Genomic DNA, 25,299 nt, shown 5'->3' on the forward strand with positions numbered 1-25,299 from the left:
GGAGGCGGCCGTGAACGAGCACGAGAACTTCTCCGCGGGGGCCGAAGTCCGGCGGGATGTGCCCTCTCGCCCTTGGAGCCCCGGCGAGGCAGCACGGCAGGACACGCTGCTCCGCTACCTGGGTGCCGTGGCCACCGCGGCCGCCAAGCACGCGGGTACGCAAGCGCAGGCTCCGACGACTCTGCATAGCGCTACGCCCGCCCCGGACCTCCGTCCGCCCCGCTCACGCCACAGTCCACGTCCCCGCCCGAACCGGGACTTCCCCTGGTGCGGGACGTGATGGACGTGCCCGCTGCCTCCCTGCGCGAAGACCTGCCGTACCGCGACATCGCCCGCTCGCTGGCGCGCGAGCACGCGGGGGCGCTCCCCGTTGTGGACGCCGAGGACCATGTGGTCGGCGTCGTCTCGGAGTCCGACCTGCTGGCCAAGGTCGCCTTCGAGGCATCCGGTCACCGGCCCGGCCGCATCGGCAGGCTGCGTGAGCGCCGGATCCATGGCAAGGCCCGTGGCGACCTGGCCGCCGACCTGATGACAGGTCCCGCGATCACGGTGCTGCCAGGCGCGACTGTCGCCGAGGCGGCCTGGCTCGCCGCGCTGTCCCGGTTGAAGCGGATGCCTGTCACCGACCGCGAGGGCCGCCTGGTGGGCGTCGTACGCCGCGATGCGCTGCTGCAGTCGCTCATCAGGGACGACGCCGCTATCCGGACGGAGGTGGACGCAACGATCGCAGGGTGCTGCCCACCGGGTGACCGCGAGAACGTGGAGGTGGCCGTGCACGACGGCATCGTGGAGCTGACCGGGCGGCTGCCCTCGACGACACTGGCCCGGCTGGTGGCGGAGGTGGAGGAGATCACCGACGTCGTCGAGGTGAACAACCTGCTCACCGCTTCCTGATCCCGGCCGCTCCCAGCCTCAGCGGGACGAACGATCCTTGACTTCGTGGGAGTCGTGCGGGCCGGATTCGTGCTGGTCCAAGTGGGAGGCGAGGACCGCCGCCTGGACGCGGCGCTGCACGCCCAGTTTGGCCAGCAGCCGTGAGATGTGGTTCTTGACCGTCTTCTCCGACAGGTACAGCTTCTTGCCGATCTCGCGGTTGGTCAGACCGCCGCCGATCAGCGCGAGAATGTCGCGTTCTCGGGGCGAGAGGCCGGCCAGTTCAGGGGGCAGCGAGGGAACCTCGGCCGGGTCGGCCCGCAGGGATCGCATGAGCCGGGCGGTCGTGGCCGGGTCCAGCATCGACTGCCCCGAGGCGACGGTGCGCACCGCCGACACCAGGTCGGAGCCCTTGATCTGCTTCAGCACGTATCCGGCCGCCCCGGCCATGATCGCGTCGAGCAGGGCCTCCTCGTCATCGAAGGAGGTCAGCATCAGGCACGCCAGTTCCGGCATCCGGTCGCGCAGCTCGCGGCAGACCGTGATGCCGTCGCCGTCGGGCAGGCGGACGTCGAGCACGGCGACGTGCGGGCGCAGGGCCGGGCCCCGGGTGAGCGCGTGTTCGGCAGTGTCCGCGTCGCCGACCACGCAGATGTCCGGTTCGGCGTCGAGGAGGTCGGTCAGGCCGCGCCGTACGACTTCGTGGTCGTCGAGCAGGAACACCCGGATCGGGTCCTGCTCGCTGAAGGTGCGTGTCCCGGTCATGGCGACCTCGATTCCTCGGACGACGGCACACTGCCGGATGTCCTAGACGTCGATCATCACCTGACGGTGGAGGTTGCACCAGGGCCGACCGGCCCCAGTCACCCGGCGGCGCCAACCCTCGCGGCTACTGCGTCCCGCCGTCATGTGCGAGGTCGAACCCCACGTCCACCACTCCTTCGACGCCTCTCACCAGCCGCGCGGCCACCGGGACGAGGGCGGTGTCGCGGACCCGTCCGGTGAGCGTCACGACACCGTCGTGCACCTCCACCTGCACGGTCGACGTCGGCGGCGGGAAGAGGTACGAGACGATCTCGCGCCTGACCTCTCCCGCGATGTCCTCGTCGTCGCGCAGGAAGACCTTGAGCAGGTCGGCCCGGCTGACGACGCCGGCCAGCAGCCCGGCCTCGTCCACCACGGGCAGCCTCTTGACCCCCTCTCGCGCCATGATGCGTGCGGCCTCGGCGAGCGTGGCGGCGGCCCGGACCGTGACGGCGGGGGATGACATCAAGTCTCCTGCGGTGAGGGCGGCGGCCTTGGCCACGTCGACGGGCTGACGCAGTTGGAGACAGGCCGCGTCGGGGTCGTCCCGGAGCTCCTCCTTGGGCAGCAGGTCGGCCTCGGACACGACCCCGACCACCCGGCCCTCGCCCTCGATCACGGGCAGGGCGCTGACCTCCCAGTCCTGCATCAGCTGCACGATCTCCTTGAAGGGGGCCCGGCGGCCGACGGCCGCGACCGTCTGGGTCATGACGTCGCTGACGATGCGCGGGGTGCCGTACATGGTGACTCCACAGGGGCCTCGATGGGGTGTCCGGCTCCTTTCCAGGGTGTGCCGGGAGCCGGAGGCGGGCCAGGGGCCGCCCGGCCCCTGACCGGCTCGTCCGGCTACTGCATCGCAGAGGGCCGGTCGGTCCCCGAACGGGCCCTGTGGCCCCTGATGCGGCAGGCGCCGGGGCGCCACGCTGATGGCGGAAACCGCGTACCGGGAGGTGGGGACCATGTCCCGAACCGTCACCGTCGGCCTCGACGACTCGCCCGAAAGCCGGGCCGCAGCCGAGTGGGCGGCTCGCGAAGCGCTGCTGCGTGGCCTGCCCCTGAAGATCGTGCATGTGCAGGAGCCGACGCCCACCTACGTGGCCCGCACCCCGTTGCTGGACCTTTACGGTTACCGGCACTGGGCTCAGCAGTTGACGCACGAGTCCGCGGACGGCATCCGGCTTCGTCACCCGGGCATCGAAGTGACCACCGAGCAGCTGACGGGGACCGTGGCCGACGTCCTGTGCGAGGCGGCCGGCTACGCCGACCTGCTGGTGCTGGGATCGAGGGGCTTCGGCAGACTCGGCGGTTTCATGGTCGGCTCGGTGAGCCTGGGGGTCGTGGCCCGTGCCGAACGTCCCGTGGTGCTCGTTCGGGCGCAAGAGCAGGCCGCAGACGAGCACAGAATGGACCCGGCGGGCGTACCGTCCGCTGCGGCGCCGTTCCGTCCCGTCGTCCTGGGCCTCGACATCGACCATCCGGACGACACACTGCTGGAGTTCGCCTTCGACGCAGCCGCTCGCCGGAGAGCCGCTCTACGGGCCGTCCACGCCTGGCCCGAACCGCCCACGTCCTGCTACCGCTTCACCGGTGACGCCGAACTCCACGACACGCTCGAGCGCGGACAGGCCTCTCTCCTGAGCAAGGTGCTGCGCCCCTGGCAGCAGAAGTTCCCGGACGTCGAGGTGATCGAGGCGAGCCGGTGCGGCAGCGCCGCCCAGGTACTCGTCAACGATTCCCGCGACGCCTCCCTGGTGGTCGTCGGCCGGCACATCCGCACCGGCGCCTTCGGTGCTCACATCGGCCATGTCACGCACTCGGCCCTTCATCACATCACCGCCCCCGTGGCGGTCGTAGCGCACAGCTGAGCCGGCGCCCCGAGAAGGAGAACTCATGAAGGCATCAGCCGCACGGGCCTTCAACGAGCCCGTGCACCTCCCGATCGTCGTCGGTGTCGACGGCTCCGAGCCGAGCCTGAGAGCCGTGGAGTGGGCCGCCGACGAGGCAGCCCTGCGCGGGGCGTCGCTCCGTCTGGTGCACGCCTCGCTCTGGGAGCGTTACGAGGGCGCTTCCATGGCCGACGACCTCGGTGAGCCGTCGGAGGAGGTGATGGCCCAGGACATCGCCGAGACCGCTGCGTGGCGCGCCCGCCGCCGGCAGCCGGGTGTGAAGGTCACCACCGAGATCCTGCCGGAGGAACCGGAGTACAGCCTGATACGGGAGAGCCGCAGCGCCCTCGCGATGGTCCTGGGTTGCCGAGGCCGCAGCGGTGTGACCGAGGCACTTCTCGGCTCCGTCAGTGTCACGGTGGCCGGGCACGCGCACTGCCCGGTCATCGTCCTGCGCGGAAGCCACGACAACCAGGCCCGCTCGGGGGCACGCGGTCGCATCGTCCTGGGGGTGAGCGAGAAGCCGGCACACTCGGCCGCCGCACGGTTCGCGATCGAGGAGGCCCTGCTGCACGGGGTCCCGCTGGAGGCCGTGCGGGCCTGGCGGCGTCCGCTGCACGAGCCCCGCGCGCATCCGCTGATCGTCGGGGAACCGGCCCACCTGCAGGAGCGGCAAGCCGCGGAAACGGTGGAGGAGGCACTGCGGGACATCCCGGCCGACCTGAAGGTGTACCGCCGTACCATCGAGGGCTTCGCTCGCGACGCCCTGCTGGCGGTGTCCCGCGAAGCCGACCTGCTGGTCGTCGGGGCCCGGCGCCGCGAGGGACACTACGGGCTCCAACTCGGCCGCGTCGCCCATGGGGTGCTCCACCACGCCGCCTGCCCGGTGGCCGTGGTTCCGGAGCGCGTCTGAGCCCGCCCGCACGGGAGGCGGTCACAGACGGCTCTCCCGGTGGGGCCAGCCGAACTCGATCGTCACCTGCGGTGGTTGGCCACGCGGACCGGCCGGTCGTCAGTCATCGTGAAGTCACTGCCACACGCAACCGTCGGCAGTCGACGTGATGGCGCTCCAGGAAGCGCCCGGCAGAGCAGGCGACGCACGAGGCAAGCGGCACGACGAGAATCTCGACGAGCTTGTGCCCGTCATGACGCCTTCTTCGTGAGATGCGGGTCGGTGCTCCGCGGCAGGGTCTGTGCGGGTCCGGCCGGCCACGCCAGGGCCCGGGTGATGTCGGCGACGGTGAGGATGCCGAGAAGGCGTCCTCCGTCCATGACCACTGCACGGCGTACGGGGTTCACCTGCAGCCGAGGCAGCAGGTCGAGCACCGGCTCCTCGGGCGAGGCGACGACGACGTCATCCAGCGGACGCATCACCTCGCCGACGGTCGTGCTCGCACGCGACTGGGCCGGCGTCATCTCGACACGGCGCACGCTGAGCAGACCGACCACCGAGCCATCTGCGGCCAGCACCGGGAAGGCCGAGTGGCGGTAGTGACCGAAGGGTCCCTCGGCCAGGAAGTCGGCGAGGGTCGCCGTGTCCGGCACGGTGACCGGGTTCGGGGTCATGACGCGGCCGACCGGGACACCGCCCAGCACGCTGCGCATCTCGGCCTGGCGGGCCTCCGCGGTCGCCGCGCCGATGAGGAACCAGCCGATCAGCGCGGGCCACAGGCCGGACAGGTTGTGCCCGAAGAGCACGGCCGCGAAGCCGGTCACCACCATGAACCAGCCCAGCGCCCGGCCCGCGGCCGAGGCGCCGCGGGTGGCCCGCAGCCGGTCGCCGGTGCGATGCCACAGGTACGCCCGCAACAGCCGCCCCCCGTCGAGCGGGGCGGCGGGCAGCGCGTTGAAGACGGCCAGCAGGATGTTGATCGCGGACAGCCAGGCGACCGCCTCGACCACGAGCCCGGACGTGTGCAGCGCGCCCAGCCCGGCGGCAACCCCCGCGAGGACACCACCGGCCAGCAGGCTGGTGAGCGGTCCCACGGCGGCGATGCGCAGCTCTGCGCCCGGGGTCGCGGCCTCGCTGTGCAGGCGTGCGGCGCCGCCCAGCATCCACAGGGTGATGCCGTCGACCTGTACGCCGTTGCGGCGGGCGACCAGGGCGTGTGCCAGCTCGTGCGCCAGCAGCGAGGCGAGGAAGACGACCGCGGCCAGCAGGGCCAGAGCCCAGTACTGCACGGCGGAGTGGCCGGGATGGGTGGCGGGGAATTCACCGCGCGCGAGAGCGACCGTGACCAGGACGACGATGACCAGGACGCTCCAGTGCAGGCCGACACGAACGCCGGCGATCCGGCCGAGGGACAGCGTCTCGTTCATGGACCTCGCCTCATCCTCCGGCTTGCGTACCGTGGGCGCCGTGCCTGCTCACTGGGTGGCGAGGGGCGCGGCTCTTGGCCGTACGGTTCAGCCCGTCTTCGGGCCCCATCGCGGTCCCACCGAATCCCACTCCTGGTCCCAGCGGGCCATGCGACGCCGGTCGAGCCGCGCGCGTGCGACGGCGCCCGCGCCGATGACCGGAGCCGCGACGCCGAGGGCGGCCGCGGCACCGAAGAGGGCGGCCTCGACGTGCCCTTCGTTACGGCCCGTCGGCTGTGAGAGCGTGAGCCTGCCCTGGTCGTCCTGCCAGACGGTCACCGAGGCTCCGGCTTTCAGACCACCGTCGACCAGCGTCTGCCCGCTACGAGGCATGCCGTCTGGAGCTGTCCAGCGCACGGAGCCCTGAACACGGCCGTCGGTCTGCGGGTCCGCGCTGACCTCGTGTGGCGCGTCGGCGAGAAGGACCGCTCGGACGGCGTGCCTGTGAGCGCGCTGCTCCGCGAACTCGTGCTCGGCGCTACGGGCCGTCACCAGTGCGGCGACGGTGCCGGCAAGGGCGACTATCACCCAGACCGCCAGGACGACCCAGGCCTCGACGACGTCCTCGTGCCGTCGCAGCGGATTGCTCCGCCACCGCCACAGCCGCTTCGTGGTGCTCATGAGACGGAACACCTCCTCGTCGTGGTGCCTTCTTCGACGGTGACTCCGGGGGGGCCGTGCCCACAGGGGCCGACAGGGCTCGGTGAAAGGCCGCCCGGACCCCGATCACGCGCTGGTGGGGCCCATTGGTCCCTGTTGGTTGGCTTCCTGAGGGGGACGCCCAGGACCGCTGTAGGCGTGGAAGTGATCTGGGTCTGTCAGGCCCCGTCGCGGTACCGAAGCCGCCCTGCCACGGGCCGGTGAGCCCTTGGGCACCGTCCGGCTGTGAACAAGGGCCGGAAGGCCCAAGCGCGAACTCCCGCGCACCGCCCAGCCTGAACGTGCGGGGCGCTTCCCGGCACCGTGCCGGAGCCCGGCCCGCGTCCCTCGACGTACGCGCCGGCTCGCTGGTCCCGCCGCAGACCACAGGGTGAGGAGCGCGATGAAAGGCTTCGTCTTCCACGGTCCGGGACAGGCATCCTGGCAGGACGTCCCGGACCCGGCCGTCGAGGAGCCGACCGACGCGATCGTCAAAGTCGGCGCGGTGACCATCTGCGGGACGGACCTGCACATCCTCAAGGGCGACGTGCCCGAAGTGCGTACCGGCACGGTGCTCGGCCACGAGGCGGTCGGCGAGATCGTCGACGCAGGCAGCGACGTGCGTACCGTACACCCCGGGGATCGGGTGCTGCTCTCCTGCATCACCTCGTGCGGCCGGTGCCGGTTCTGCCGGGACGGCTCCTACGGACAGTGCCGGGGCGGCGGAGGCTGGATCCTCGGCCACCTCGTCGACGGCACCCAGGCCGAGTACGTCCGCGTACCGCACGCCGACCTGTCCGTCCACCCGCTGCCCACCGCCGTTCCCAGTGAACAGGCCGTCCTGCTCGCGGACATCTTCCCGACGTCCTACGAGGTGGGCGTCCTCAACGGGCACGTGCGTCCGGGCGACACGGTGGCCATCGTCGGTGCCGGGCCGATCGGACTCGCGGCCATCGCCACGGCCCGGCTGTTCTCGCCCGAGCGGATCATTGCCGTCGACCTGGCTCCGGCCCGCCTGGAGGCCGCGCACCGGCTCGGCGCCGATGCGGTGGCCGAGGTGCACGAGGCGTCCGGCCTGGTCGACGACCTCACCGGCGGGCTCGGGGCCGACGTGGTCATCGAGGCGGTCGGCGTTCCGGAGAGCTTCGAGCTGTGCACCCGCGTGGTCCGCCCCGGCGGGCATGTCGCCAACGTCGGCGTGCACGGCAAGCCCGCCACGCTCCACCTCGAAGACCTGTGGATCAAGAACGTGACGATCACGACCGGTCTGGTGGACACCTCCTCCACCCCGACCCTGCTGCGGATGGCCGCGGCCGGCCGGCTGCCGACCGGGCAGCTGGTCACCCACACCTTCCCGCTGAACCACATGGAAGAGGCGTACGACGTCTTCTCCAAGGCCGCCGAGACCGGCGCGCTGAAGGTGGTGCTGGGCGGGGAGCAACACGCGGAAGTGGCCGTTCCCGCGGCCTGATCGAGAAGGGCAGGACGGTCATGACCGAACAGACCAGCGCACATGTCGCGAGGGAGGCGCCACTGGGCGACCTGGGCCGCCGCCTGGCCGCCCAGCGGACCCGACTCGGTCTGACACGAAGGCAGACGGCCGCCCGTGCCGGCATGGCCGTCGGCTACCTCCGATACCTGGAAGAACATCCCGGTGCCGCCCCCGGCTCCGGCGTACTGCACCGGCTGGCCGAGGTGTTGGAAACCACCGTGAACGAGCTGACCGGCGGCGCGGTCGACGTGTCACCCGGACGCGGTCGCGCCGCCCGTGAACCCCGTTTCACGGAATTGGGCACTGCCGAGTGCCGGGCATTGCTGGGCTCGCACGGAGTCGGACGGTTGGCGGTCTCCACGAGTTCCGGACCGGTGATCGTGCCGGTCAACTACAGCGTCGTGGATGGTGCGATCGTCTTCCGGACGGCTACCGGCGCCACACCGGCACTGACGGACGGCCGCCAAGTGGCATTCGAGGTCGACCGCATCGACGAGGCGTTCAGCCAGGGCTGGAGTGTCCTGGTGCGCGGCGTCGGGCGGATGGTCCTGGATCCACGGGAGCAGCGCTGGTACGCCGAGAAGGCACACAGCAAGCCATGGGCGGGCGGACACCGCGAACGGTGGGTGCGAATCGACTCCGAGGTGGTCACGGGACGCCGGATCACCGTGTGAGCGTCCGCTGTTCCAGCAGGGCAGAGGCGGTAGGAGTGGCTCGACACTCGTACCGCCTCTGCCGCGTATACACCTGCACGTCAGCCGGTTGTGTCGGCCGCTCCGCCCGTCGCGGTGAGGAGGAGACCGGTGACCAGTTCGGGGCGGATGCGCACCGCCTGGTCCACAGGTTCCATCGGTGCCCAAGGCTGCAGCAGCCCGCGGATACGCTCCAGTTCGACCGGGTCGGTCACCAACTGGGCATACCCCGTGACGACCACGCTCCAGCCGAGATGGGTGTCCGGGTCGATGGCATCGGCCTCGTACGCCACGACGACGCCCATGCTGTCGGCTTGCTGCGCGTGAGATGTCAGCGCAGCACCGTCATGCGTGCGGATGACGATGTCCCCGTTGTCCAGGACGTGGTGGACCGGGCGGACGGTGGGCAGGGCCTGCCGGGTGAAGACGATTCTGCCCAGGGACACGCTGCCCAGCAGCCGCAGCGCCTCGGCGTGGTCGAGGTCGATGCGCTGAAGTGCTCGCATCTCACTGGCTGCCATCACGTGCTTCCTTCCGCTGCCGGTCGGACCCGTGCCGATGAAGTGACCCTGCGTCGCCCTCACCTGCTGTCACTCGTGTCCATGTCCGCCAGCGCCGCCCTGCCCGCCTCGAGACGGGCCACCGGGACCCGGAAGGGCGAGCAGGAGACGTAGTCCAGGCCGACCTCATGGAAGAAGTGGATCGACTCCGGGTCGCCGCCGTGCTCGCCGCAGACGCCGGTCTCGAGGTCCGGGCGGGCCGCACGACCCTCCTCGACGGCGATCCGGACCAGTCGGCCCACCCCCTCGCGGTCGAGCGTCTCGAAGGGCGAGGCGGCGAAGACGCCCTTGTCCAGGTAGGCCGAGAAGAACGCGGCCTCCACGTCGTCCCGGGAGAACCCCCATGTGGTCTGGGTGAGGTCGTTGGTGCCGAAGGAGAAGAACTCCGCCTCCTCGGCGATCCGGCCGGCCGTGAGCGCCGCCCGGGGCAGTTCGATCATCGTGCCCACAGGGCAGTGGACAGGGGTGCCGGTCTCCTCGCCGACGTCGGTCAGAACGCGGGCCACCTCGTCGCGGGCGAGCCGCAGTTCCTCGACGGCGCCGACGAGCGGCACCATGATCTCCGCACACGGAGATCCACCCGCTCGCGTGCGCTCCACGACCGCTTCGGCGATCGCCCGGACCTGCATCGCGACCAGTCCCGGAACCACCAGGCCGAGCCGCACGCCACGCAGGCCGAGCATCGGGTTCTCCTCGTGCATCCGGTTCACCGCTGCCAGCAACTCCACGTGATGCGCGTCCGGTTGTCGTCCCGTGGCCTCGGCGGTGGCGATGCGGACGGTCAGGTCGGTGCGGTCGGGCAGGAACTCGTGCAGCGGCGGGTCGAGCAGCCGGATGGTGACCGGGAGGCCGTCCATCGCCTCCAGGATGCCCGTGAAGTCCCGCCGCTGGAGCGGCAGCAGAACCGCCAGCGCGCGGTCGCGGTCGGCATCCGTACGGGCGAGGATCATCTCCTCGACCAGCTTGCGCCGCTCGCCGAGGAACATGTGCTCGGTGCGGCACAGTCCGATGCCCCTGGCTCCGAACCTCCGGGCCCGGGCGGCGTCTTCGGGGGTGTCGGCGTTGGCGCGGACCTCCAACCGCCGTACCGAGTCGGCGTGGCCCAGCGCTCGGGCCACCGCGCAGACCACGCTGTCGGCCTGCTCTCCGCTGTCCAGGTAGCGCATGGTCGCCGACGCGACCAACGGGACTGCCCCGAGGTACACGTCACCGGTGGAACCGTCGACCGAGATGACGGTGCCCTCCTCGACGACAACGCCGCCACGGGCGGTGAAACGCCGTGCCCCCGCGTTGACGGTGATGTCCTGCGCCCCGCACACGCACACCTTGCCCATGCCACGGGCGACGACGGCCGCGTGGCTGGTCTTGCCGCCGCGGCCGGTCAGCACCGCCTGCGCGGCCACCATCCCGGGCAGGTCGTCGGGCGTCGTCTCCTCGCGGACGAGTACCACCTTCTCGTCGGCCGCGGCACGTCGTACGGCCTCCGCGGAGTCGAACACGGCCGCGCCCACCGCGGCGCCCGGCGAGGCCGGCAGACCGCGGGCGAGCGTCTCGCCGGTGGCGGTGGTGTCGAAGCGCGGGAACATCAGCCGGGCCAGCCCCTCACCGCTCACCCGCGCCAGGCCCTCGTCGGGACTGATGAGACCTTCCTGCACCAGCTCGGCGGCGATGGCGAAGGCGGCCTCGGCGGTGCGCTTGCCCACCCGGGTCTGCAGCATCCACAGCGTTCCGCGCTCGATGGTGAACTCGATGTCGCACAGGTCGCGGTAGTGCCGTTCCAGCAGCTGCGCGTGATCGCGCAGCTGCCGGTACGAGCGTGGGTCCAGCCGTTCCAGCCCGGCCAGCGGCACGGCGTCCCGCACGCCGGACACGACGTCCTCGCCCTGGGCGTTCGGCAGGTAGTCGCCGTACAGGCCGGGGTGCCCGGTGGCCGGATCGCGGGTGAAGGCGACGCCGCTGCCCGAGTCGGGGCCGAGGTTGCCGAACACCATGCGCTGCACGGTGACGGCCGTTCCCAGGTCGGCCGGGATGCGCTCGCGCCGCCGGTACAGCACGGCGCGCTCGGCGTTCCAGGACCGGAAGACGGCGAGGATCGCCTGCTGGAGCTGCTGGGCGGGGGACTGAGGGAAGTCGCGGCCGGTCTCGTCCCGGATCAGGCTCTTGTACGTCTCCACGAGCCATGCGAGGTCGCTCGCGTCGAGATGGAGGTCGTCGGGGGCCTCGCGGGCGCCCTTCAGCAGGGTCATGGCCTCGTCGAACAGGGCCGGATCGACTCCCATCACCGTGCTGCCGTACATGTGGACGAGCCGGCGGTAGGAGTCCCAGGCGAAGCGCTCGCTACCGGACACCTTGGCCAGGCCGAGCACGGAGTCGTCGTTGAGGCCGATGTCGAGGACCGTCTCCATCATGCCGGGCATCGAGAAGCGGGCCCCGGAGCGGACGGACACCAGCAGCGGGTCGTCACCCTGCCCGAGCAGCCGCCCGGCACCCGCCTCCAGCGCCGAAAGGTGCCGGGAGACCTCCGCCGACATGCCCTCCGGTTCCTTACCGGTGGCCAGGAACGCACGGCAGGCTTCGGCGGAGACGATGAATCCCGGCGGTACGGGCAGTCCCAGCCGGGTCATCTCGGCCAGGTTCGCGCCCTTGCCGCCGAGGAGGCCGGCCAGGTCACGGCCACCGTCCTGGAAGTCGTACACATAGCGGACCATGACGCCACTCCTCGGCTCCGAGGTCTCGTGCTTCCCAGCCTGGAAGAGAGTGCCGCGCCGGGGCAGGTGCCCTCTGTCCCGCGGCGTGGGCCGACCGGCCCTGAGCGGCATGGCGCGGCCCGTTCGGACGTCGGGAGGCGGTCTCCGGCCACTGGTACGGCCGTACTGCTCGTGTCGTCGCATGACGGTAGCGTGGGCAGTGACCGCGACAGTCCGGACTCGTGCGCGAGGGGACACGGAGGAGCGGCGTGACACACCGAGAAGAGCCCCGTGTACGACTGCCCCAGCTGAAGCTGGACGAGCTGCTGGAGGAGCTGCAGGCCCGGATCGACGCGGCCCGCGGGACCCGGGACCGGGTACACAGCCTGCTGGAGGCGGTGCTCTCCGTCGGCCGCGAACTGGACCTCGAACAGGCACTGCGCTCCATCGTGGAGGCGGCCGCCGTGCTCGTCGACGCCGAATACGCCGCCCTCGGCGTCATCGCCCCCGACGGCGGATCCCTCTCGGCCTTCCACACCGTCGGAGTGACCGAGGAGCAGATCGCGGAGATCGGCCGGTTCCCGGAGGGCCACGGCATCCTCGGAGAAGTCATCCGGCACCCGGAGCCGCTCCGACTGGAGAAGATATCCCAGCACCCGGCTTCGTACGGCTTCCCGGCCCATCATCCGCCGATGAACAGCTTCCTGGGTGTGCCGATCCGGGTCCGGGATCAGGTCTTCGGCAATCTGTACCTGACCGAGAAGCGCGGGGGAGTGCAGTTCGACGAGGAGGACGAGTCGGTACTGTCCACGCTGGCCGTGGCGGCCGGCGTGGCGATCGACAACGCCCGGCTGTACGAGGAGACCCGGCTGCGCGAGCGCTGGCTGCTGGCGAACGCCGAGATCACCCACAGCCTGATGTCCGGCAGCGAACGCGCCGAGACCCTGAAACTGATCGCCGAACGGGCACGCGAGAACATGGGGTCGGCCCTGGCGGCGGTGGCGATGCCCATGGCGGCCACCGAGTCCCTCACCGTGGAGATCGCCGTGGGCGTGGACGCGGAGGCACACCGTGGGCTGGTGCTGCCCCTGGCCGGTACGCTCATGGGCCTTGCCTTCTCCACTGCCGAGCCGGCCACCAGCGACGACGTGCACCAGGACGAGCGGATCTCCCCGGATCCGCCGCGTTTCCATGGGCTGGGCCCCGCCGTGTCCGTCCCCATCGGCACCAAGGACGGCGGCGTGCGCGGCGTGGTGCTGGTGGCCCGGGAAACCGGCGCGCCGGTCTTCTCGGACGAGGAGACCCAGAAGCTGCGGGGCTTCGCCGCGCAGGCCGCGATCGCGATGGAACTGGCCGAGCGCCGCAAGGACGCGGAACGGATCGCGGTCCTCCAGGACCGCGATCGGATCGCCCGGGACCTGCACGACCTGGCCATCCAGCGGCTCTTCGCGACGGGCATGACGCTGCAGAGCGCGGGCCGCTTCATCGAGCATCCCGAGGCCGCCGAGCGGGTGCTGCGCGCCGTGGACGACCTGGACGAGACCATCAAGATCATCCGGTCGACCATCTTCGGGCTGCGCGCCCGTGGGAGCGCCGTCGACGCCGGGCTGCGGGCCCGCGTCGTGGACGTCGTCGGCGGGAAAACCCCGGTGCTGGGTTTCACACCCAGCGTGCGCATCGAGGGTCTGCTCGACACCGATGTCCCGCAGGAGATCGCCGACCACCTCGTGGCCGTCCTCGCCGAGGCCCTCACCAACATCGCCCGTCACTCCCACGCCGACCGGGCGCAGGTGGTCCTGACCACCGACGGCCGAGAGGTCACTCTCACGGTCGCGGACAACGGCGTGGGCATCCCCCCTGGCGGACGGCGCAGCGGGCTGCGCAACATGGCCGAGCGCGCCGAGCAGCTGGGCGGGCACTTCGACGTGGCCGGCCCCGACGGCGGCGGTGCCACACTGCGCTGGAGGGTGCCCCTGCCCCGCACATAGGGAAGCGGACACCTCCCCGGCGCGGGGCGGAATCCGGCGGGCCCGCGGGTGGCGGACCACACCGGCAAGGGGCCCAGGTACGGGCCACTCGGCCCATGTGCCGCGACCACTCGCCGGTGCAGCCTGAAGGCGTCGTAAGACGGCACCTCGGCTCCCTGGAGGACGCCATGACAGGCACTCCCACCGACGTGAGCGACGTGATGACCCGCAGGGTCGTCGCCCTGCGCACGGGCGCGGTCTTCAAGGACATCGTGCGGACCATGCAGGAGTGGAGGGTCAGCGCCCTCCCCGTGCTGGACGACCGTGGACACGTCGTCGGTGTCGTCTCCGAGGCCGATCTGCTGCCCAAGGAGGAGTACAGCGAGGGCGGCACGGGTCGCTACGGGCAGGAGGGCCACAAGGCGGACGCGGTGACCGCCGGCGAGCTGATGACCGCTCCGGCTGTCACTGTGACACTCGATGCCACCCTGGCCCACGCCGCGCGCGTCATGGCTCGCAGAAGGGTCAAGCGGCTGCCGGTGGTCGGCCCCGACGGAACCCTGCAGGGCATCGTCAGCCGGTCCGACCTGCTGAGCGTCTTCCTGCGGGACGACTCGGACATCGCCGAGGACGTCCGGCACGAGGTCGTCGCACGGCTCTTCGCCGCACACGCCGGAGCGATCCGGATCGAGGTGCGCGACGGTGTCGTGACCCTCACGGGCCGGGTCCGCGAAACCGCTCTGATTCCGCTCGCCGCCCGCCTCGCGCGATCCGTCGCGGGCGTGGTGGACGTGCACTGTGCCCTCAGCGGCACCCCCCGCCACCCGGACCTCGACCCGGACCTGCCGGACCCGCAACGGTCGGCCCCTGCCTGGCGGAGCGGATCGCAAGCCGAAGGAGGGGCGGGGCGATGACACAGACGCCTCCCACGACCGTGGCACGGGTGAGGCTGTGGCGCTGGGGGCACGGCTCAGCCTCATGGTCGAGTGAGCTGGGCGGTCGGAGGCATCGACGCATGCCGATCGGCTGCGCCGAGGGCGTCACCCGGCGTCGGAGTCGGCGGCGGTAAGCCGGCAGTCCACGCCCACGACCCCTTCCACGCCCCGGACCAGGCGCTCGGCCAGTGGAATCCGCGCGGCGTCCCCGACGCGTCCCGTCAGGGTCACGACGCCGTCGCGGACGACGATGTGGACGGGCTCGACCGGGGCCGGGAAGAGAACGTCGACGATGTCGCGCCGGATCTCGTCCGCCAGGTCGTTGTCGGGCCGCAGGAACACTTTCAGCAGATCCCCGCGACTGACAACACCTTCGAGCACGCCCTCGGCATTCACCACGGGCAGCCGCTTGACATGCCGCAAGGCCATGATCCGTGCCGCCTCGGCGAGCGTGGCGTCTTCATGGACGGTGACGGCCGGGCTGCTCATCAGCTCCTCGGCGGACACCGCCCCGGCCTTGGCCAGGTCGGGCAGCCGGCGCAGCTGGGTGAACCGGTCAGGATCGCTGTCCCGGAACTCCTCCTTGGGCAGCAGATCGGCCTCGGAGACCACCCCGATCACCCGCCCGTCGCCCTCCAGCACGGGAAGGGCACTGACCTTCCACTGCTCCATGCGTTCGACGATGTCCTTGAACAGGGTCTTGCGGCCGATCGCGACGACGGCATGCGTCATCACGTCGCTCACCCGGTGGGGGCTGGTGTTCATGCTGTCCTCCCATGGGCGTTCGGCCGGACGGAGCGTGCGCGCGGTCACGACAGGCCACCGCTGCCGTAGGGGGCGTACAGGTCGAGCAGCCGGACCCGGGTGGCGTGCAGCCGCTGGGCGACCACGCGTCCCACCCACACCGCTACGGCCCGCCCGAACGCCGGATCGGCGGCGCACATCGCGCGCACCGCCTCGGCGTCGAACTCCCAGGCCCGTACCGGGGTCATCGCCTCGGCGCCCAGCTGCCAGAGATGCGGCGGGAAGTGCCAGGACCAGCCGACCAGTTCGCCGTGCCCGAGCGACTCGACCACGGCCGGGCGGCGGCCGGGCACATGCAGGTCGAGGGCGACGGTTCCGGTGCGGACGATCCAGAAGCGGTCGGCGTGCCGGCCCTCCTCGAACAGGCGGGTCCCGGCCTCGAAGGAGACCTCGCGGGCGAGGCGCATCAGCCGTTCGCGGTGCACGGGCTCGAGCGCCGTGCTCATGGTGGTCGCGGAGGTCATCGCACCGGCTCCCTTCCTGGGCTGTCGGTCCCAGCGTGCGCGACCTCTGCCGCCGACGCCACGGGCCACCCGGACCGGGCCGTGAGCCCTTCGGCCCACATCGCGCGGTGCGTCGCCGGGTCGGCGCCCATAGACCCGGACCGAGCCGGTGCCGCATACCCGAATGGTCCGCCCTGGCCGCGTCCAGAACGGGGGGGGCGCCCGTACGGGACGGTGACGTCGTCGTCGCTCACTGCGTCGCCGATCTTCGTGGGCTTCATGGCGGTCCTCCCTTTCGGCGGTCGTGACCGGTCAGCGCAGTCGGCGCAGGTACGGGTCGTGGGGGCGGCGCGGGACCAGCCGTACGCGCGCGTCGAGGGCGGTGACGCCGCGTGGCCCGGCCAGCACAGGGTTGAGGTCGGCCTCCGCCAGCTGGGGAAGGTCCGCGGCCATCCGGGAGAGGCGGTGCAGGAGTTGCTCCAGGGTGGCGAGGTCGACGGCAGGGCTGCCGGCATAGCCGAACAGCAGGGGAGAGCAGCGTGGGGAGGCGAGCAGGTCGTGCACGTCCAGGTCGGTCAGCGGCGCGAGCCTGGCGGCGTGGTCGGCGAGGAGTTCGGTCGCGGTACCGCCGAGGCCGAACACCACGAGCGGCCCGAAGACCTCGTCCTGGACGACCCCGGCGAACAACTCGGTGCCCCGTTCGGCGAGCGGCTGGACGACCACTCCGGTCATCCGGTCGCCGAACCGGGTGACCAGATCGCGGTGGGCCGCCCTGACCTGGGAAGCGTTCTGCAGGTCGAGGTGGAGGGCGTGCTGTTCGCTCTTGTGGACCAGACCCGGCCAGTACGCCTTCATGACCACTCGTCCGTCCGGTCCGGCGAGCCGTTCGGCCGCTTCGACCGCCTCGTTCTCGTCCCGCGCCCACCCCCAGGGGATCTGTCGGATGCCGTAGCAGCCCAGGAGCACGGCCGTGGTCTGGGGGTCGAGCCAGCCGCCCTCCGGATGGGCCTCCAGGCAGGCGCTGGCCAGGTCCTTCGCGCGTGCGGTTTCCACGTCCGGCAACTTCGGTACGGCGCCCGGCGGCCGGGCGAGCCAGTCGGCGCGCGTTGCGGCGTGGGCCAGGGCACGGGCGGCGTCCTCGGCGTCGGAGTACGCGGGCAAGGTGCCCCTGTCGGCGATGGGCAGCAGCTCGACGCGGGCCGCTTGTGCGGGGAGCACCGCGACGACGGGGCGGCCGAGCGGGCCAGGAGCCGAGGTCAGGCCGCGCGCCAGGTCTTCTCCGGTGGCCGCGGCGACCGCCGTGGGGACCAGGCTCACGAGGACGGAGTCGATGGCGTCGTGCTGGGCCAGAAGGCTGACACATGCCTGTAGTTGCTCCTCGCCGACGGCCGCCGTGACGTCCACGGGGTTGGTCACGGTGGCGCCGTCGGGCAGCAGCGCGAGGAGTTCGTCCACCAGGTCGGCGGCGAGTGGGGGGATCACCAGCCCGGCGTCCACGCACGCGTCGGCGGCCAGGACACCGGCCCCGCCCGCGTTGCTGACGACGACGACCTTCTTACCGTGGGGCAGCGGCTGCGCATGCAACAGGGCAGCGGTGTCCAGGAGTTCACCGATGGTGCGGGTGGCGGTGATGCCGGCCTGGGTGAACAGGGCCTGCCGGGTCATGGTCGGGGTGGCCGCCGCCGCCGTGTGCGAGGCCGCGGCCCGACGCCCGGCCTCGGACCGGCCGGCGTCCACGGTCAGCACCGGCATCGACCGGGCCACCCGGCGGGCGGTGCGCGAGAAGGCGCGAGGATTGCCGAAGGACTCCAGATGCAGCAGCGCCAGGTCGGTGTGCCCGTCGCTCTCCCACCACTGGAGCATGTCGTTGCCGCTGACGTCGTACTTGTCGCCGAGCGAGACGAAGGTCGACACCCCGACGCCGAGCCGGGCCAGCCCGTCCAGCAGCGCGATGCCGACACCACCCGACTGCACGGCGACACCGGCTGTCCCGGCCCCGGGGTGCCGGGCGGCGAAGGTGGCGTCCAGATGGACGTCGTCCTCGGTGTTGGCCAGGCCCAGGCAGTTCGGGCCGACGAGCCGCATGCCGTGGCGTCGGCACGCGTCCATCAGGGCGCTGCTGTGGTGCGTGTCCAGGCCCGCGGACACCACGAGCAGGGCGCGCACGCCGGCCTTCCCGCATTCCTCGGCCACCTCGGGGACGGCGGCGGCCGGTACGGCGATCACGGCCAGGTCCGGCACCCGCGGCAGGTCGGCGACGGACCGACAGGCGTGCACCCCGGCAATCACGGAGGCCTCCGGATGCACGGCGAACAGTCGCCCGGCGTAGGAACCGTTGTCGATGTTCCGCAGGATCGCGCGACCCACCGACCCAGGCCTGCGGCCCGCGCCGATCACCGCGACCGCGCCGGGCCGCAGCAGCGGCTGCAGGCTGATGACGTCGGCGACCCGGCCCCGGGCTTCGACCGCGCTCAGGTAGGTCTCGTCCTCGGTGAGTTCGACCGAGCAGTGCACCTCGGGTCCGTCGAAGTGGCGAGCCACGTGCAGCCCGAGGTCGTGGAAGACCTTGAGCACGTCGTGGTTCTCGGCCAGGGCGTCGGCGCTGAAGGCGGTGACGCCCGCCGTCCGCGCGGCGTCCGCGAGGTGTTCCAGCAGGAGGGTGCCCACACCACGGTGGTGCCAGTCGTCGGCCACGGCCACCGAGATCTCCGCGGTGCTACCGCCGGGAAGCACCTCGTACTCGGCCAGCCCCACAAGCCGCCCACCGCACTCGGCGGCCAGCGCGCGGTATCCGGAGCGTCCGCCCCTTGCCACCCGCTCGGCGGCCTGCCGGGCGGAGGACGGGCTGACGGAGAAGAACCGCAACCGCAGGTTCTGCGGTGCCATCTCCTCGTACAGGCGCTGCACCTCCTCCCGATCCGCCGGACCCGCCTGCCGTATGCGGACAGTGGTTCCGTCGGCCAGCAGGGCATGCACCGGGACTTCCTGGATGCCGGTCATTACGGACTCTCCCTCCGGACGATCCCGCCTTCAGCGTCCAGCGGCGTGGCGCGCCGGCACAGGGGCTGATCGGGCGCTCCTTGGGCCGAGTGGCCCTCCGGGGGAGTGTTCCGGCAGCGCAGGTCTACGGGGCGACCGGGGGGCACACCACACTCGGCAAAGACGGCTCCCGATGCTGGCGGTGCGGCGGGAGGGGCGTTGATCCTGCCGTTCGGCGTCGCGTCGAGCCGGGCGTAAGCCGAACCTGCCGGCCATTACCGTGGTGGCCATCGTGCCAGGGGCCGGATGGCACTGCCGCCGGGCACGTACGGACGCTGTTCACGCCTCCGCAGTCGTTCGCTGCTACTGCACGGAGCACCCCTCATCTGCGATGAGGGCCTATCGGCCTCTCGCGCCGGGTACGACCGGCTCATGACGCGCTGAAAGCTTTGATCATCGGCCTTGGCGTTCTCCTGTATCGCCCGCCGGCTAGGCCGGGGGAGGGCAACAACCGTGCTGGCAGCAGGCAGGGGACCTCCCCCGAGCAGCTCCTCGCCGAGCGTTTCGCCCTTGGGAGATCGATGAGGACGTATACCGGCGACGGCTGACCGTCCTGCGGGAACGCAGCCGGGTCACCCCCGCCCCGGTCGGCATCGAGTTCTGCACTCGATCGGATGACTCGCTCTGCCGGGTGGCCCGAACGGCCCTGTCGGGCAGCCGTTGCCCCGGTGGAAGGTGGGTCCTACGGCGGCCGACACGCACGGCACGTGAGCGCTGCCCCGGCAGGGAAGGAATCTCGATGGCCCTCGACACGCAGCAGGCGTCCGCTCAGCTGGACGAGGAAGAGCTGAGGTCGCTGGACGCCCACTGGCGCGCCGCGAACTACCTGGCCGTCGGCCAGATCTACCTCATGACCAACCCCCTGCTGACCGAACCCCTGCGGCCCGAACACGTCAAGCCGCGGCTACTGGGGCACTGGGGCACCTCTCCGGGACTGAACCTGGTGCACACCCACCTCAACCGCGTCATCAAGGCCCGCGGCCTGGACGCCCTGTGCATCTGGGGCCCCGGCCACGGCGGACCCGCGGTCCTCGCCAACTCCTGGCTGGAGGGCTCGTACACCGAGACGTACCCGGACGTCACCCGCGACGCGGCCGGCATGGCCCGGCTCTTCCAGCAGTTCTCCTTCCCCGGCGGGGTGCCCAGCCACGTCGCCCCCGAGACGCCGGGCTCGATCCACGAGGGCGGCGAACTCGGCTACTCCCTCTCCCACGCCTACGGCGCCGCCTTCGACAACCCGGGCCTGCTCGTCGCCTGCGTGATCGGTGACGGCGAGGCGGAGACGGGACCGCTGGCCGCTTCCTGGCACTCGAACAAGTTCCTCGACCCGGTCCGCGACGGCGCCGTCCTGCCGATCCTGCACCTGAACGGCTACAAGATCGCCAACCCCACCGTCCTGGCCCGGCTCCCCGAAGCCGAACTCGACGAGCTGCTGCGCGGCTACGGCCACGATCCGGTCCACGTCACCGGTGACGACCCCATGACCGTCCACCGCGTCATGGCCGGCGCGATGGACACCGCGCTGGACCGCATCAAGGCGATCCAGCGCGCTGCCCGCGAGGACGACGTGACGGACCGGCCCCGCTGGCCGGTGATCGTGTTGCGCACACCGAAGGGCTGGACCGGTCCCGCGGAGGTCGACGGCCTGCCGGTGGAGGGCACCTGGCGGGCTCACCAGGTGCCTCTGGCCGCGGTCCGGGACAACCCCGAGCATCTGCGGCAGCTGGAGCAGTGGCTGCGCTCCTACCGGCCCGGGGAACTGTTCGACGAGCACGGCGCCCCGCGCCCGGACGTGCTCGCCTGCATCCCGCGGGGCAGCCACCGGCTCGGCGCCACGCCGCACGGCAACGGCGGTCTCCTGCTGCGCGAACTACCGCTGCCGCCACTGGACAAGCACGCCGTCGAGGTCGACAAGCCGGGCGCCACCCTGCACGAACCGACCCGCGTCCTCGGCGACATGCTCCGGGACGTCATGGCCGCCACCGCCACCCGCCGCGACTTCCGGCTCCTCGGCCCCGACGAGACCGCCTCCAACCGGCTCCAGGCGGTCTACGCGGCCAGCGGCAAGGCCTGGCAGGCCGAGACCCTGCCGGTGGACGAACACCTCGACCCGCACGGCCGGGTCATGGAGATCCTCTCCGAGCACACCTGCCAGGGCTGGCTGGAGGGCTACCTCCTCACCGGTCGGCACGGGCTGTTCTCCTGCTACGAGGCCTTCGCCCACATCGTCGACTCCATGGTCAACCAGCACATCAAATGGCTGCGCACCACCCGCCGGCTGTCCTGGCGCGCCCCTATCGCCTCCCTCAACTACCTGCTCACCTCGCACGTGTGGCGCCAGGACCACAACGGCTTCTCCCACCAGGACCCCGGCTTCGTCGACCACATCCTCAACAAGAGCCCCGAAGCCGTGCGGGTGTACTTCCCGCCGGACGCCAACACCCTGCTGTCCGTCGCCGACCACGTCCTGCGCAGCCGGGACTACGTCAACGTCGTCGTGGCCGGCAAGCAGCCCTGCTACGACTGGCTGTCGATGGAGGAAGCGAAGGTCCACTGCGCGCGCGGCGCCGGCATCTGGGAGTGGGCCGGCACCGAGGACGGCACCCGGGAACCGGACGTGGTGCTCGCCTGCGCGGGCGACGTCCCCACCCAGGAGATCCTCGCCGCGGCCCACTTGCTCCGCCGCCACCTGCCCGACCTGGCCGTGCGCGTGATCAATGTCGTCGACATCGCCCGGCTGCTGCCCGGCGAGGAACACCCGCACGGCATGAGCGACTTCGAGTACGACGGCCTGTTCACCGCCGACAAGCCGGTGATCTTCGCCTACCACGGCTACCCGTGGCTCATCCACCGCCTCGCCTACCGCCGCACCGGGCACCCGAACCTGCACGTGCGCGGCTACAAGGAGATCGGCACCACGACCACCCCCTTCGACATGGTGGTCCGCAACGACCTCGACCGCTACCGCCTCGTCATGGATGTCATCGACCGTGTCCCCGGCCTCGCCGTCCGGGCGGCGGCCGTACGCCAGCAGATGGAGGATGCCCGGCAGCGCCACCACGTCTGGATCCGCGAGCACGGCACGGACCTGCCCGAGGTCGCCAACTGGACCTGGGACGGCTGAACGGGCTTGCGGCGCGAGACTCGCCGAGCTGTTGCCCTGCCCGGCCGGCCCACAGCTTTGCCTTGGCGGCCGCTTCCACGCACTCGACCCGGCATGTGCCAGCCGTCCGACGGCATGACGAGTCGCCGTGTCGATCAGAGCGACTGTGCTATGTGGTGGGCAATCCCGTCGCAGGCCTTGTGGATCAAGTGGCACCGGGTCGAGCCTCGCTACATGGTGAGCCGATCTCGCGCTCTGCACGTAGGGGCAAGGCACGCTGTGCGAGATAGCTGACTACCCTTTCAAGTGAATTATCCACTGACCATCTGGGCAGGTATTGATCGCAGAGCGGTGTCTCATGCGTGCGGCGGTGCCGTGGGTACGGAGACGCCGTGAGCTGGGAGCCGTCGGCGTGTACCGATGTGCCAGGAAAGCCCGGTGGCCGGCGCGGAGCGATGCCGCCGCTGGTTGGCAAAAGTGCAGGTCTGGCAGCGGTAAGAGGTGACAACCAATGGCTGTGGTCACACGTTCGGGCAGGGGTGACCCCGGGCTGTTCACACCGCACTCCGTGACCTGGCAGGTGCACGGCGACCCCATGATGTGGGTCGCCGGGATCCGCGCGCTCTACCTCCAGGCCCTGCATCCGCGCGCGGTCCGCGGTGTCACGCAGAACTCCGACTTCCGGCGGGACGCCTGGGGGCGGCTGATGCGCACCGCGAACTTCGTCGGGACGACGACCTACGGCACGACCGAGGCCGCCGAACGGGCCGGCGCCCGCGTCCGGAAGATCCACAGCGTGCTCACCGTGACCGACCCGGACACCGGCGAGCGCTACGGCGTCGGCGAACCCGAGCTGCTGCTCTGGGTGCACTGCGCGGAGATCGACTCCTACCTGCACGTCCTGCGCCGCTCAGGCTTCCCGTTCACCGACGCCCAGGCCGACCGGTACATAGCCGAACACCGGGCCGCCGCACGGCTGGTGGGCCTCGACCCGAGGACCGTACCCGCCGACCGGGCGGAACTGGCCGCGTACTTCGAACGGGTCCGCCCGCAGCTGGCCGCCGGGCCCGAGGCACGCGAGGTGGACGACTTCCTGCGCCGCCCGCCGGTGCACCCCCTCCTCGTCCCGGCCCGCGCCCTGCTGTGGCGGCGGGTCGCGCTGCTGGCGTACGCCGCGCTGCCGCCGTACGCCCACGAGCTGTACGGCAGACCGGCCCCCGCGCCCGCCACCGTCACCCGCCGGCTGCGCGCCACCGGCGCCCTGCTGCGCCGCGTACCGGCCCGGCTGCGCTGGCAGCTCCCGCCGAAGCACATCCTGCGCGCCATGGCGCGCCTCGGCCCGGACGCCCGCCCGGCACCGGCCAGACTGCCCCGGTGACCGGCGCCGGACCGCCTCTATCCGCCGTGGATCACCGCGTGCTACGAAGAACCATGCCCGCGAACGAGACACCCCGCGCGTACGACGCCGTCATCGTCGGCGCCGGCCACAACGGCCTGGTCGCCGCCGCCTACCTGGCCCGGGCCGGCCGCTCCGTGCTGGTGCTGGAACGGCTGGACCACACCGGCGGCGCGGCCGTCTCCACCCGCCCGTTCGCCGGGATCGACGCCCGGCTGTCCCGCTACTCCTACCTGGTCAGCCTGCTGCCCGGGAAGATCGTGCGCGACCTCGGGCTGGACTTCCGCGTCCGGGCCCGCGCCATCTCCTCGTACACCCCCGTGGAGCGGGCCGGGCGGCCCACCGGCCTCCTGGTCGGCGGGAGCGAGCAGCGCACCCGGGAGGCCTTCGCCCGGCTCACCGGCGGCGACCGCGAGTACGAGGCCTGGCGGCGTTTCTACGACATGACGGGCCGCGTCGCCCAGCGCGTCTTCCCGACCCTCACCGAACCGCTGCCCACCCGCGACGCACTGCGCCGCCGCATCGACGACGAGACCGCGTGGCGGGCCCTGTTCGAGGAGCCGCTCGGCGTGGCCGTCGAGGAGACCTTCGCCGACGACCTGGTGCGGGGCGTCGTCCTCACCGACGCGCTCATCGGCACCTTCGCCGACGCCCACGACCCCTCCCTCGCCCAGAACCGCTGCTTCCTCTACCACGTCATCGGCGGCGGCACCGGCGCCTGGGACGTGCCCGTCGGCGGCATGGGCGCCCTCACCGACGCGCTGGCCGCCGCGGCGCGCACGGCGGGGGCGCGCATCGCCACCGGGCACGAGGCGGTCCGGATCGACACCGACGGGCGCACCGCCGAGGTCGTCTACCGCACGGCCGACGGCGAGAGCGTGGCCGCCGCCCGGCACGTCCTGGTCAACGCCTCCCCCCACGAACTGGCCGCCCTCACCGGTGACATGGCGCCCGAACCCGCCGAAGGCGCCCAGCTCAAGGTGAACATGCTGCTGGAGCGGCTGCCCCGGCTGCGCGACCCCGACGCCGAACCCCGGGAGGCCTTCGCGGGCACCTTCCACATCGCCGAGGGCTACCGGCAACTGGCCACCGCCCACGCCCAGGCCGCCGCCGGCGAACTGCCCACCGCACCGCCGTCCGAGATCTACTGCCACTCCCTGACCGACCCCACGATCCTCGGCGCCGGCCTCGCCGAGCGCGGCTACCACACGCTCACCCTGTTCGGCCTGCACACCCCGGCCCGGCTCTTCGACCGGGACAACGACGCCGTACGCGAGGAACTGCTGAAGTCCACCCTCGCCCAGCTCGACGCCCACCTCGCCGAACCCCTCGCCGACTGCCTGGCCACCGACGCCGACGGCCGCCCCTGCATCGAGGCGAAGACCCCGCTCGACCTCGAACGGGACCTGCGGCTGCCCGGCGGCAACATCTTCCACCGGGCGCTGTCCTGGCCCTACGCCCAGCAGGACAGCGGCCGTTGGGGAGTCGAGACACGGCACGCGAACGTCCTGCTGTGCGGGGCGGGTGCGGTGCGCGGGGGAGGGGTGAGCGGGGTGCCGGGGCACAACGCGGCGATGGCGGTGCTGGAGCGCACCTGACCGCATCGGGGGAAAACTGACGG

At 71.8% G+C, this 25,299-nt stretch carries 19 protein-coding genes; 10 read left to right on the forward strand and 9 right to left on the reverse strand.

Translation table 11 applies throughout. The annotated features are described in order from the left end of the window. Window positions 1-279 precede the first annotated feature (279 nt). Window positions 280-894, forward strand: a complete 615-nt coding sequence (locus ACZ3ZD_RS08520) for a CBS domain-containing protein (protein ID WP_467394948.1) — start codon at window positions 280-282, stop codon at window positions 892-894. A gap of 18 nt (window positions 895-912) precedes the next feature. Here the strand turns inward: ACZ3ZD_RS08520 and ACZ3ZD_RS08525 are convergent, their stop codons facing one another. Next, window positions 913-1,638, reverse strand: coding sequence for a response regulator (locus tag ACZ3ZD_RS08525; RefSeq protein ID WP_467394950.1), 726 nt, complete (start codon window positions 1,636-1,638; stop codon window positions 913-915). Between the two features lie 124 nt (window positions 1,639-1,762). Further along, window positions 1,763-2,419: a CBS domain-containing protein gene (locus tag ACZ3ZD_RS08530; RefSeq protein ID WP_467394952.1), complete on the reverse strand. Its 657-nt coding sequence runs from the start codon at window positions 2,417-2,419 to the stop codon at window positions 1,763-1,765. A 217-nt stretch (window positions 2,420-2,636) separates the two neighbouring features. Between ACZ3ZD_RS08530 and ACZ3ZD_RS08535 the strand changes: the two genes are divergently transcribed. Continuing rightward, a complete protein-coding gene (locus ACZ3ZD_RS08535) occupies window positions 2,637-3,542 on the forward strand; it encodes a universal stress protein (protein ID WP_467394954.1) in 906 nt (301 codons plus the stop codon). Between the two features lie 25 nt (window positions 3,543-3,567). Further along, a complete protein-coding gene (locus tag ACZ3ZD_RS08540; RefSeq protein ID WP_467394956.1) occupies window positions 3,568-4,476 on the forward strand; it encodes a universal stress protein in 909 nt (302 codons plus the stop codon). 230 nt (window positions 4,477-4,706) lie between these two features. On the opposite strand, the gene ACZ3ZD_RS08545 is transcribed toward ACZ3ZD_RS08540, so the two are convergent. Then, a complete protein-coding gene (locus tag ACZ3ZD_RS08545) occupies window positions 4,707-5,882 on the reverse strand; it encodes a site-2 protease family protein (RefSeq protein WP_467394958.1) in 1,176 nt (391 codons plus the stop codon). Between the two features lie 87 nt (window positions 5,883-5,969). Then, entirely contained in the window at window positions 5,970-6,542 is a 573-nt protein-coding gene (locus ACZ3ZD_RS08550) for an Rv1733c family protein (RefSeq protein ID WP_467394960.1), read from the reverse strand. Window positions 6,543-6,963: 421 nt separating this feature from the next. Between ACZ3ZD_RS08550 and ACZ3ZD_RS08555 the strand changes: the two genes are divergently transcribed. Further along, window positions 6,964-8,031 (forward strand): zinc-dependent alcohol dehydrogenase family protein, encoded by a 1,068-nt coding sequence (locus ACZ3ZD_RS08555; protein ID WP_467394962.1) that lies wholly within the window; start codon window positions 6,964-6,966, stop codon window positions 8,029-8,031. 20 nt (window positions 8,032-8,051) lie between these two features. After that, the gene (locus ACZ3ZD_RS08560) at window positions 8,052-8,726 is read left to right on the forward strand and encodes a helix-turn-helix domain-containing protein (protein ID WP_467394964.1); all 675 of its coding nucleotides are present in this window, start codon (window positions 8,052-8,054) and stop codon (window positions 8,724-8,726) included. A gap of 80 nt (window positions 8,727-8,806) precedes the next feature. On the opposite strand, the gene ACZ3ZD_RS08565 is transcribed toward ACZ3ZD_RS08560, so the two are convergent. Both ACZ3ZD_RS08565 and ppdK read right to left on the reverse strand, forming a co-directional pair. After that, the gene (locus ACZ3ZD_RS08565; RefSeq protein WP_467394966.1) at window positions 8,807-9,265 is read right to left on the reverse strand and encodes a pyridoxamine 5'-phosphate oxidase family protein; all 459 of its coding nucleotides are present in this window, start codon (window positions 9,263-9,265) and stop codon (window positions 8,807-8,809) included. A gap of 59 nt (window positions 9,266-9,324) precedes the next feature. After that, window positions 9,325-12,012 carry a pyruvate, phosphate dikinase gene (gene ppdK, locus ACZ3ZD_RS08570; protein ID WP_467394967.1) on the reverse strand — a complete coding sequence of 896 codons (2,688 nt, stop codon included), beginning with the start codon at window positions 12,010-12,012 and terminating at the stop codon, window positions 9,325-9,327. Between the two features lie 248 nt (window positions 12,013-12,260). Between ppdK and ACZ3ZD_RS08575 the strand changes: the two genes are divergently transcribed. Continuing rightward, window positions 12,261-13,979: a GAF domain-containing sensor histidine kinase gene (locus ACZ3ZD_RS08575; RefSeq protein WP_467394969.1), complete on the forward strand. Its 1,719-nt coding sequence runs from the start codon at window positions 12,261-12,263 to the stop codon at window positions 13,977-13,979. A gap of 167 nt (window positions 13,980-14,146) precedes the next feature. Next, entirely contained in the window at window positions 14,147-14,872 is a 726-nt protein-coding gene (locus tag ACZ3ZD_RS08580) for a CBS domain-containing protein (protein WP_467394971.1), read from the forward strand. Window positions 14,873-14,998: 126 nt separating this feature from the next. Here the strand turns inward: ACZ3ZD_RS08580 and ACZ3ZD_RS08585 are convergent, their stop codons facing one another. The 3 genes from ACZ3ZD_RS08585 to ACZ3ZD_RS08595 all read right to left on the reverse strand — a co-directional run bounded on the left by ACZ3ZD_RS08585 (window position 14,999) and on the right by ACZ3ZD_RS08595 (window position 19,140). After that, window positions 14,999-15,658, reverse strand: a complete 660-nt coding sequence (locus ACZ3ZD_RS08585) for a CBS domain-containing protein (protein WP_467395323.1) — start codon at window positions 15,656-15,658, stop codon at window positions 14,999-15,001. A gap of 44 nt (window positions 15,659-15,702) precedes the next feature. Further along, window positions 15,703-16,161, reverse strand: a complete 459-nt coding sequence (locus ACZ3ZD_RS08590) for a Crp/Fnr family transcriptional regulator (RefSeq protein WP_467394973.1) — start codon at window positions 16,159-16,161, stop codon at window positions 15,703-15,705. A gap of 291 nt (window positions 16,162-16,452) precedes the next feature. Beyond that, window positions 16,453-19,140: a bifunctional acetate--CoA ligase family protein/GNAT family N-acetyltransferase gene (locus ACZ3ZD_RS08595; RefSeq protein ID WP_467394975.1), complete on the reverse strand. Its 2,688-nt coding sequence runs from the start codon at window positions 19,138-19,140 to the stop codon at window positions 16,453-16,455. A gap of 778 nt (window positions 19,141-19,918) precedes the next feature. On the opposite strand from ACZ3ZD_RS08595, the gene ACZ3ZD_RS08600 reads away from it, so the two are divergent. The 3 genes from ACZ3ZD_RS08600 (at window position 19,919) to ACZ3ZD_RS08610 (ending at window position 25,276) form a co-directional block, all read left to right on the forward strand. Next, entirely contained in the window at window positions 19,919-22,303 is a 2,385-nt protein-coding gene (locus tag ACZ3ZD_RS08600; RefSeq protein WP_467394977.1) for a phosphoketolase family protein, read from the forward strand. A gap of 490 nt (window positions 22,304-22,793) precedes the next feature. Next, a complete protein-coding gene (locus tag ACZ3ZD_RS08605) occupies window positions 22,794-23,660 on the forward strand; it encodes an oxygenase MpaB family protein (protein WP_467394979.1) in 867 nt (288 codons plus the stop codon). 53 nt (window positions 23,661-23,713) lie between these two features. After that, window positions 23,714-25,276 carry a phytoene desaturase family protein gene (locus ACZ3ZD_RS08610; RefSeq protein ID WP_467394981.1) on the forward strand — a complete coding sequence of 521 codons (1,563 nt, stop codon included), beginning with the start codon at window positions 23,714-23,716 and terminating at the stop codon, window positions 25,274-25,276. The last annotated feature ends 23 nt before the right edge of the window (window positions 25,277-25,299 follow it).

It is taken from the genome of Streptomyces sp. NPDC023481, assembly GCF_055560195.1.

Coding starts and splice junctions, on each gene's coding strand:
- ACZ3ZD_RS08520 (WP_467394948.1), top strand. CDS start 280: ATGGACGTGCCCGCTGCCTCCCTGCGCGAAGACCTGCCGTACCGCGAC.
- ACZ3ZD_RS08525 (WP_467394950.1), bottom strand. CDS start 1,638: ATGACCGGGACACGCACCTTCAGCGAGCAGGACCCGATCCGGGTGTTC.
- ACZ3ZD_RS08530 (WP_467394952.1), bottom strand. CDS start 2,419: ATGTACGGCACCCCGCGCATCGTCAGCGACGTCATGACCCAGACGGTC.
- ACZ3ZD_RS08535 (WP_467394954.1), top strand. CDS start 2,637: ATGTCCCGAACCGTCACCGTCGGCCTCGACGACTCGCCCGAAAGCCGG.
- ACZ3ZD_RS08540 (WP_467394956.1), top strand. CDS start 3,568: ATGAAGGCATCAGCCGCACGGGCCTTCAACGAGCCCGTGCACCTCCCG.
- ACZ3ZD_RS08545 (WP_467394958.1), bottom strand. CDS start 5,882: ATGAACGAGACGCTGTCCCTCGGCCGGATCGCCGGCGTTCGTGTCGGC.
- ACZ3ZD_RS08550 (WP_467394960.1), bottom strand. CDS start 6,542: ATGAGCACCACGAAGCGGCTGTGGCGGTGGCGGAGCAATCCGCTGCGA.
- ACZ3ZD_RS08555 (WP_467394962.1), top strand. CDS start 6,964: ATGAAAGGCTTCGTCTTCCACGGTCCGGGACAGGCATCCTGGCAGGAC.
- ACZ3ZD_RS08560 (WP_467394964.1), top strand. CDS start 8,052: ATGACCGAACAGACCAGCGCACATGTCGCGAGGGAGGCGCCACTGGGC.
- ACZ3ZD_RS08565 (WP_467394966.1), bottom strand. CDS start 9,265: ATGGCAGCCAGTGAGATGCGAGCACTTCAGCGCATCGACCTCGACCAC.
- ppdK (WP_467394967.1), bottom strand. CDS start 12,012: ATGGTCCGCTATGTGTACGACTTCCAGGACGGTGGCCGTGACCTGGCC.
- ACZ3ZD_RS08580 (WP_467394971.1), top strand. CDS start 14,147: ATGACAGGCACTCCCACCGACGTGAGCGACGTGATGACCCGCAGGGTC.
- ACZ3ZD_RS08585 (WP_467395323.1), bottom strand. CDS start 15,658: ATGAACACCAGCCCCCACCGGGTGAGCGACGTGATGACGCATGCCGTC.
- ACZ3ZD_RS08590 (WP_467394973.1), bottom strand. CDS start 16,161: ATGACCTCCGCGACCACCATGAGCACGGCGCTCGAGCCCGTGCACCGC.
- ACZ3ZD_RS08595 (WP_467394975.1), bottom strand. CDS start 19,140: ATGACCGGCATCCAGGAAGTCCCGGTGCATGCCCTGCTGGCCGACGGA.
- ACZ3ZD_RS08600 (WP_467394977.1), top strand. CDS start 19,919: ATGGCCCTCGACACGCAGCAGGCGTCCGCTCAGCTGGACGAGGAAGAG.
- ACZ3ZD_RS08605 (WP_467394979.1), top strand. CDS start 22,794: ATGGCTGTGGTCACACGTTCGGGCAGGGGTGACCCCGGGCTGTTCACA.
- ACZ3ZD_RS08610 (WP_467394981.1), top strand. CDS start 23,714: ATGCCCGCGAACGAGACACCCCGCGCGTACGACGCCGTCATCGTCGGC.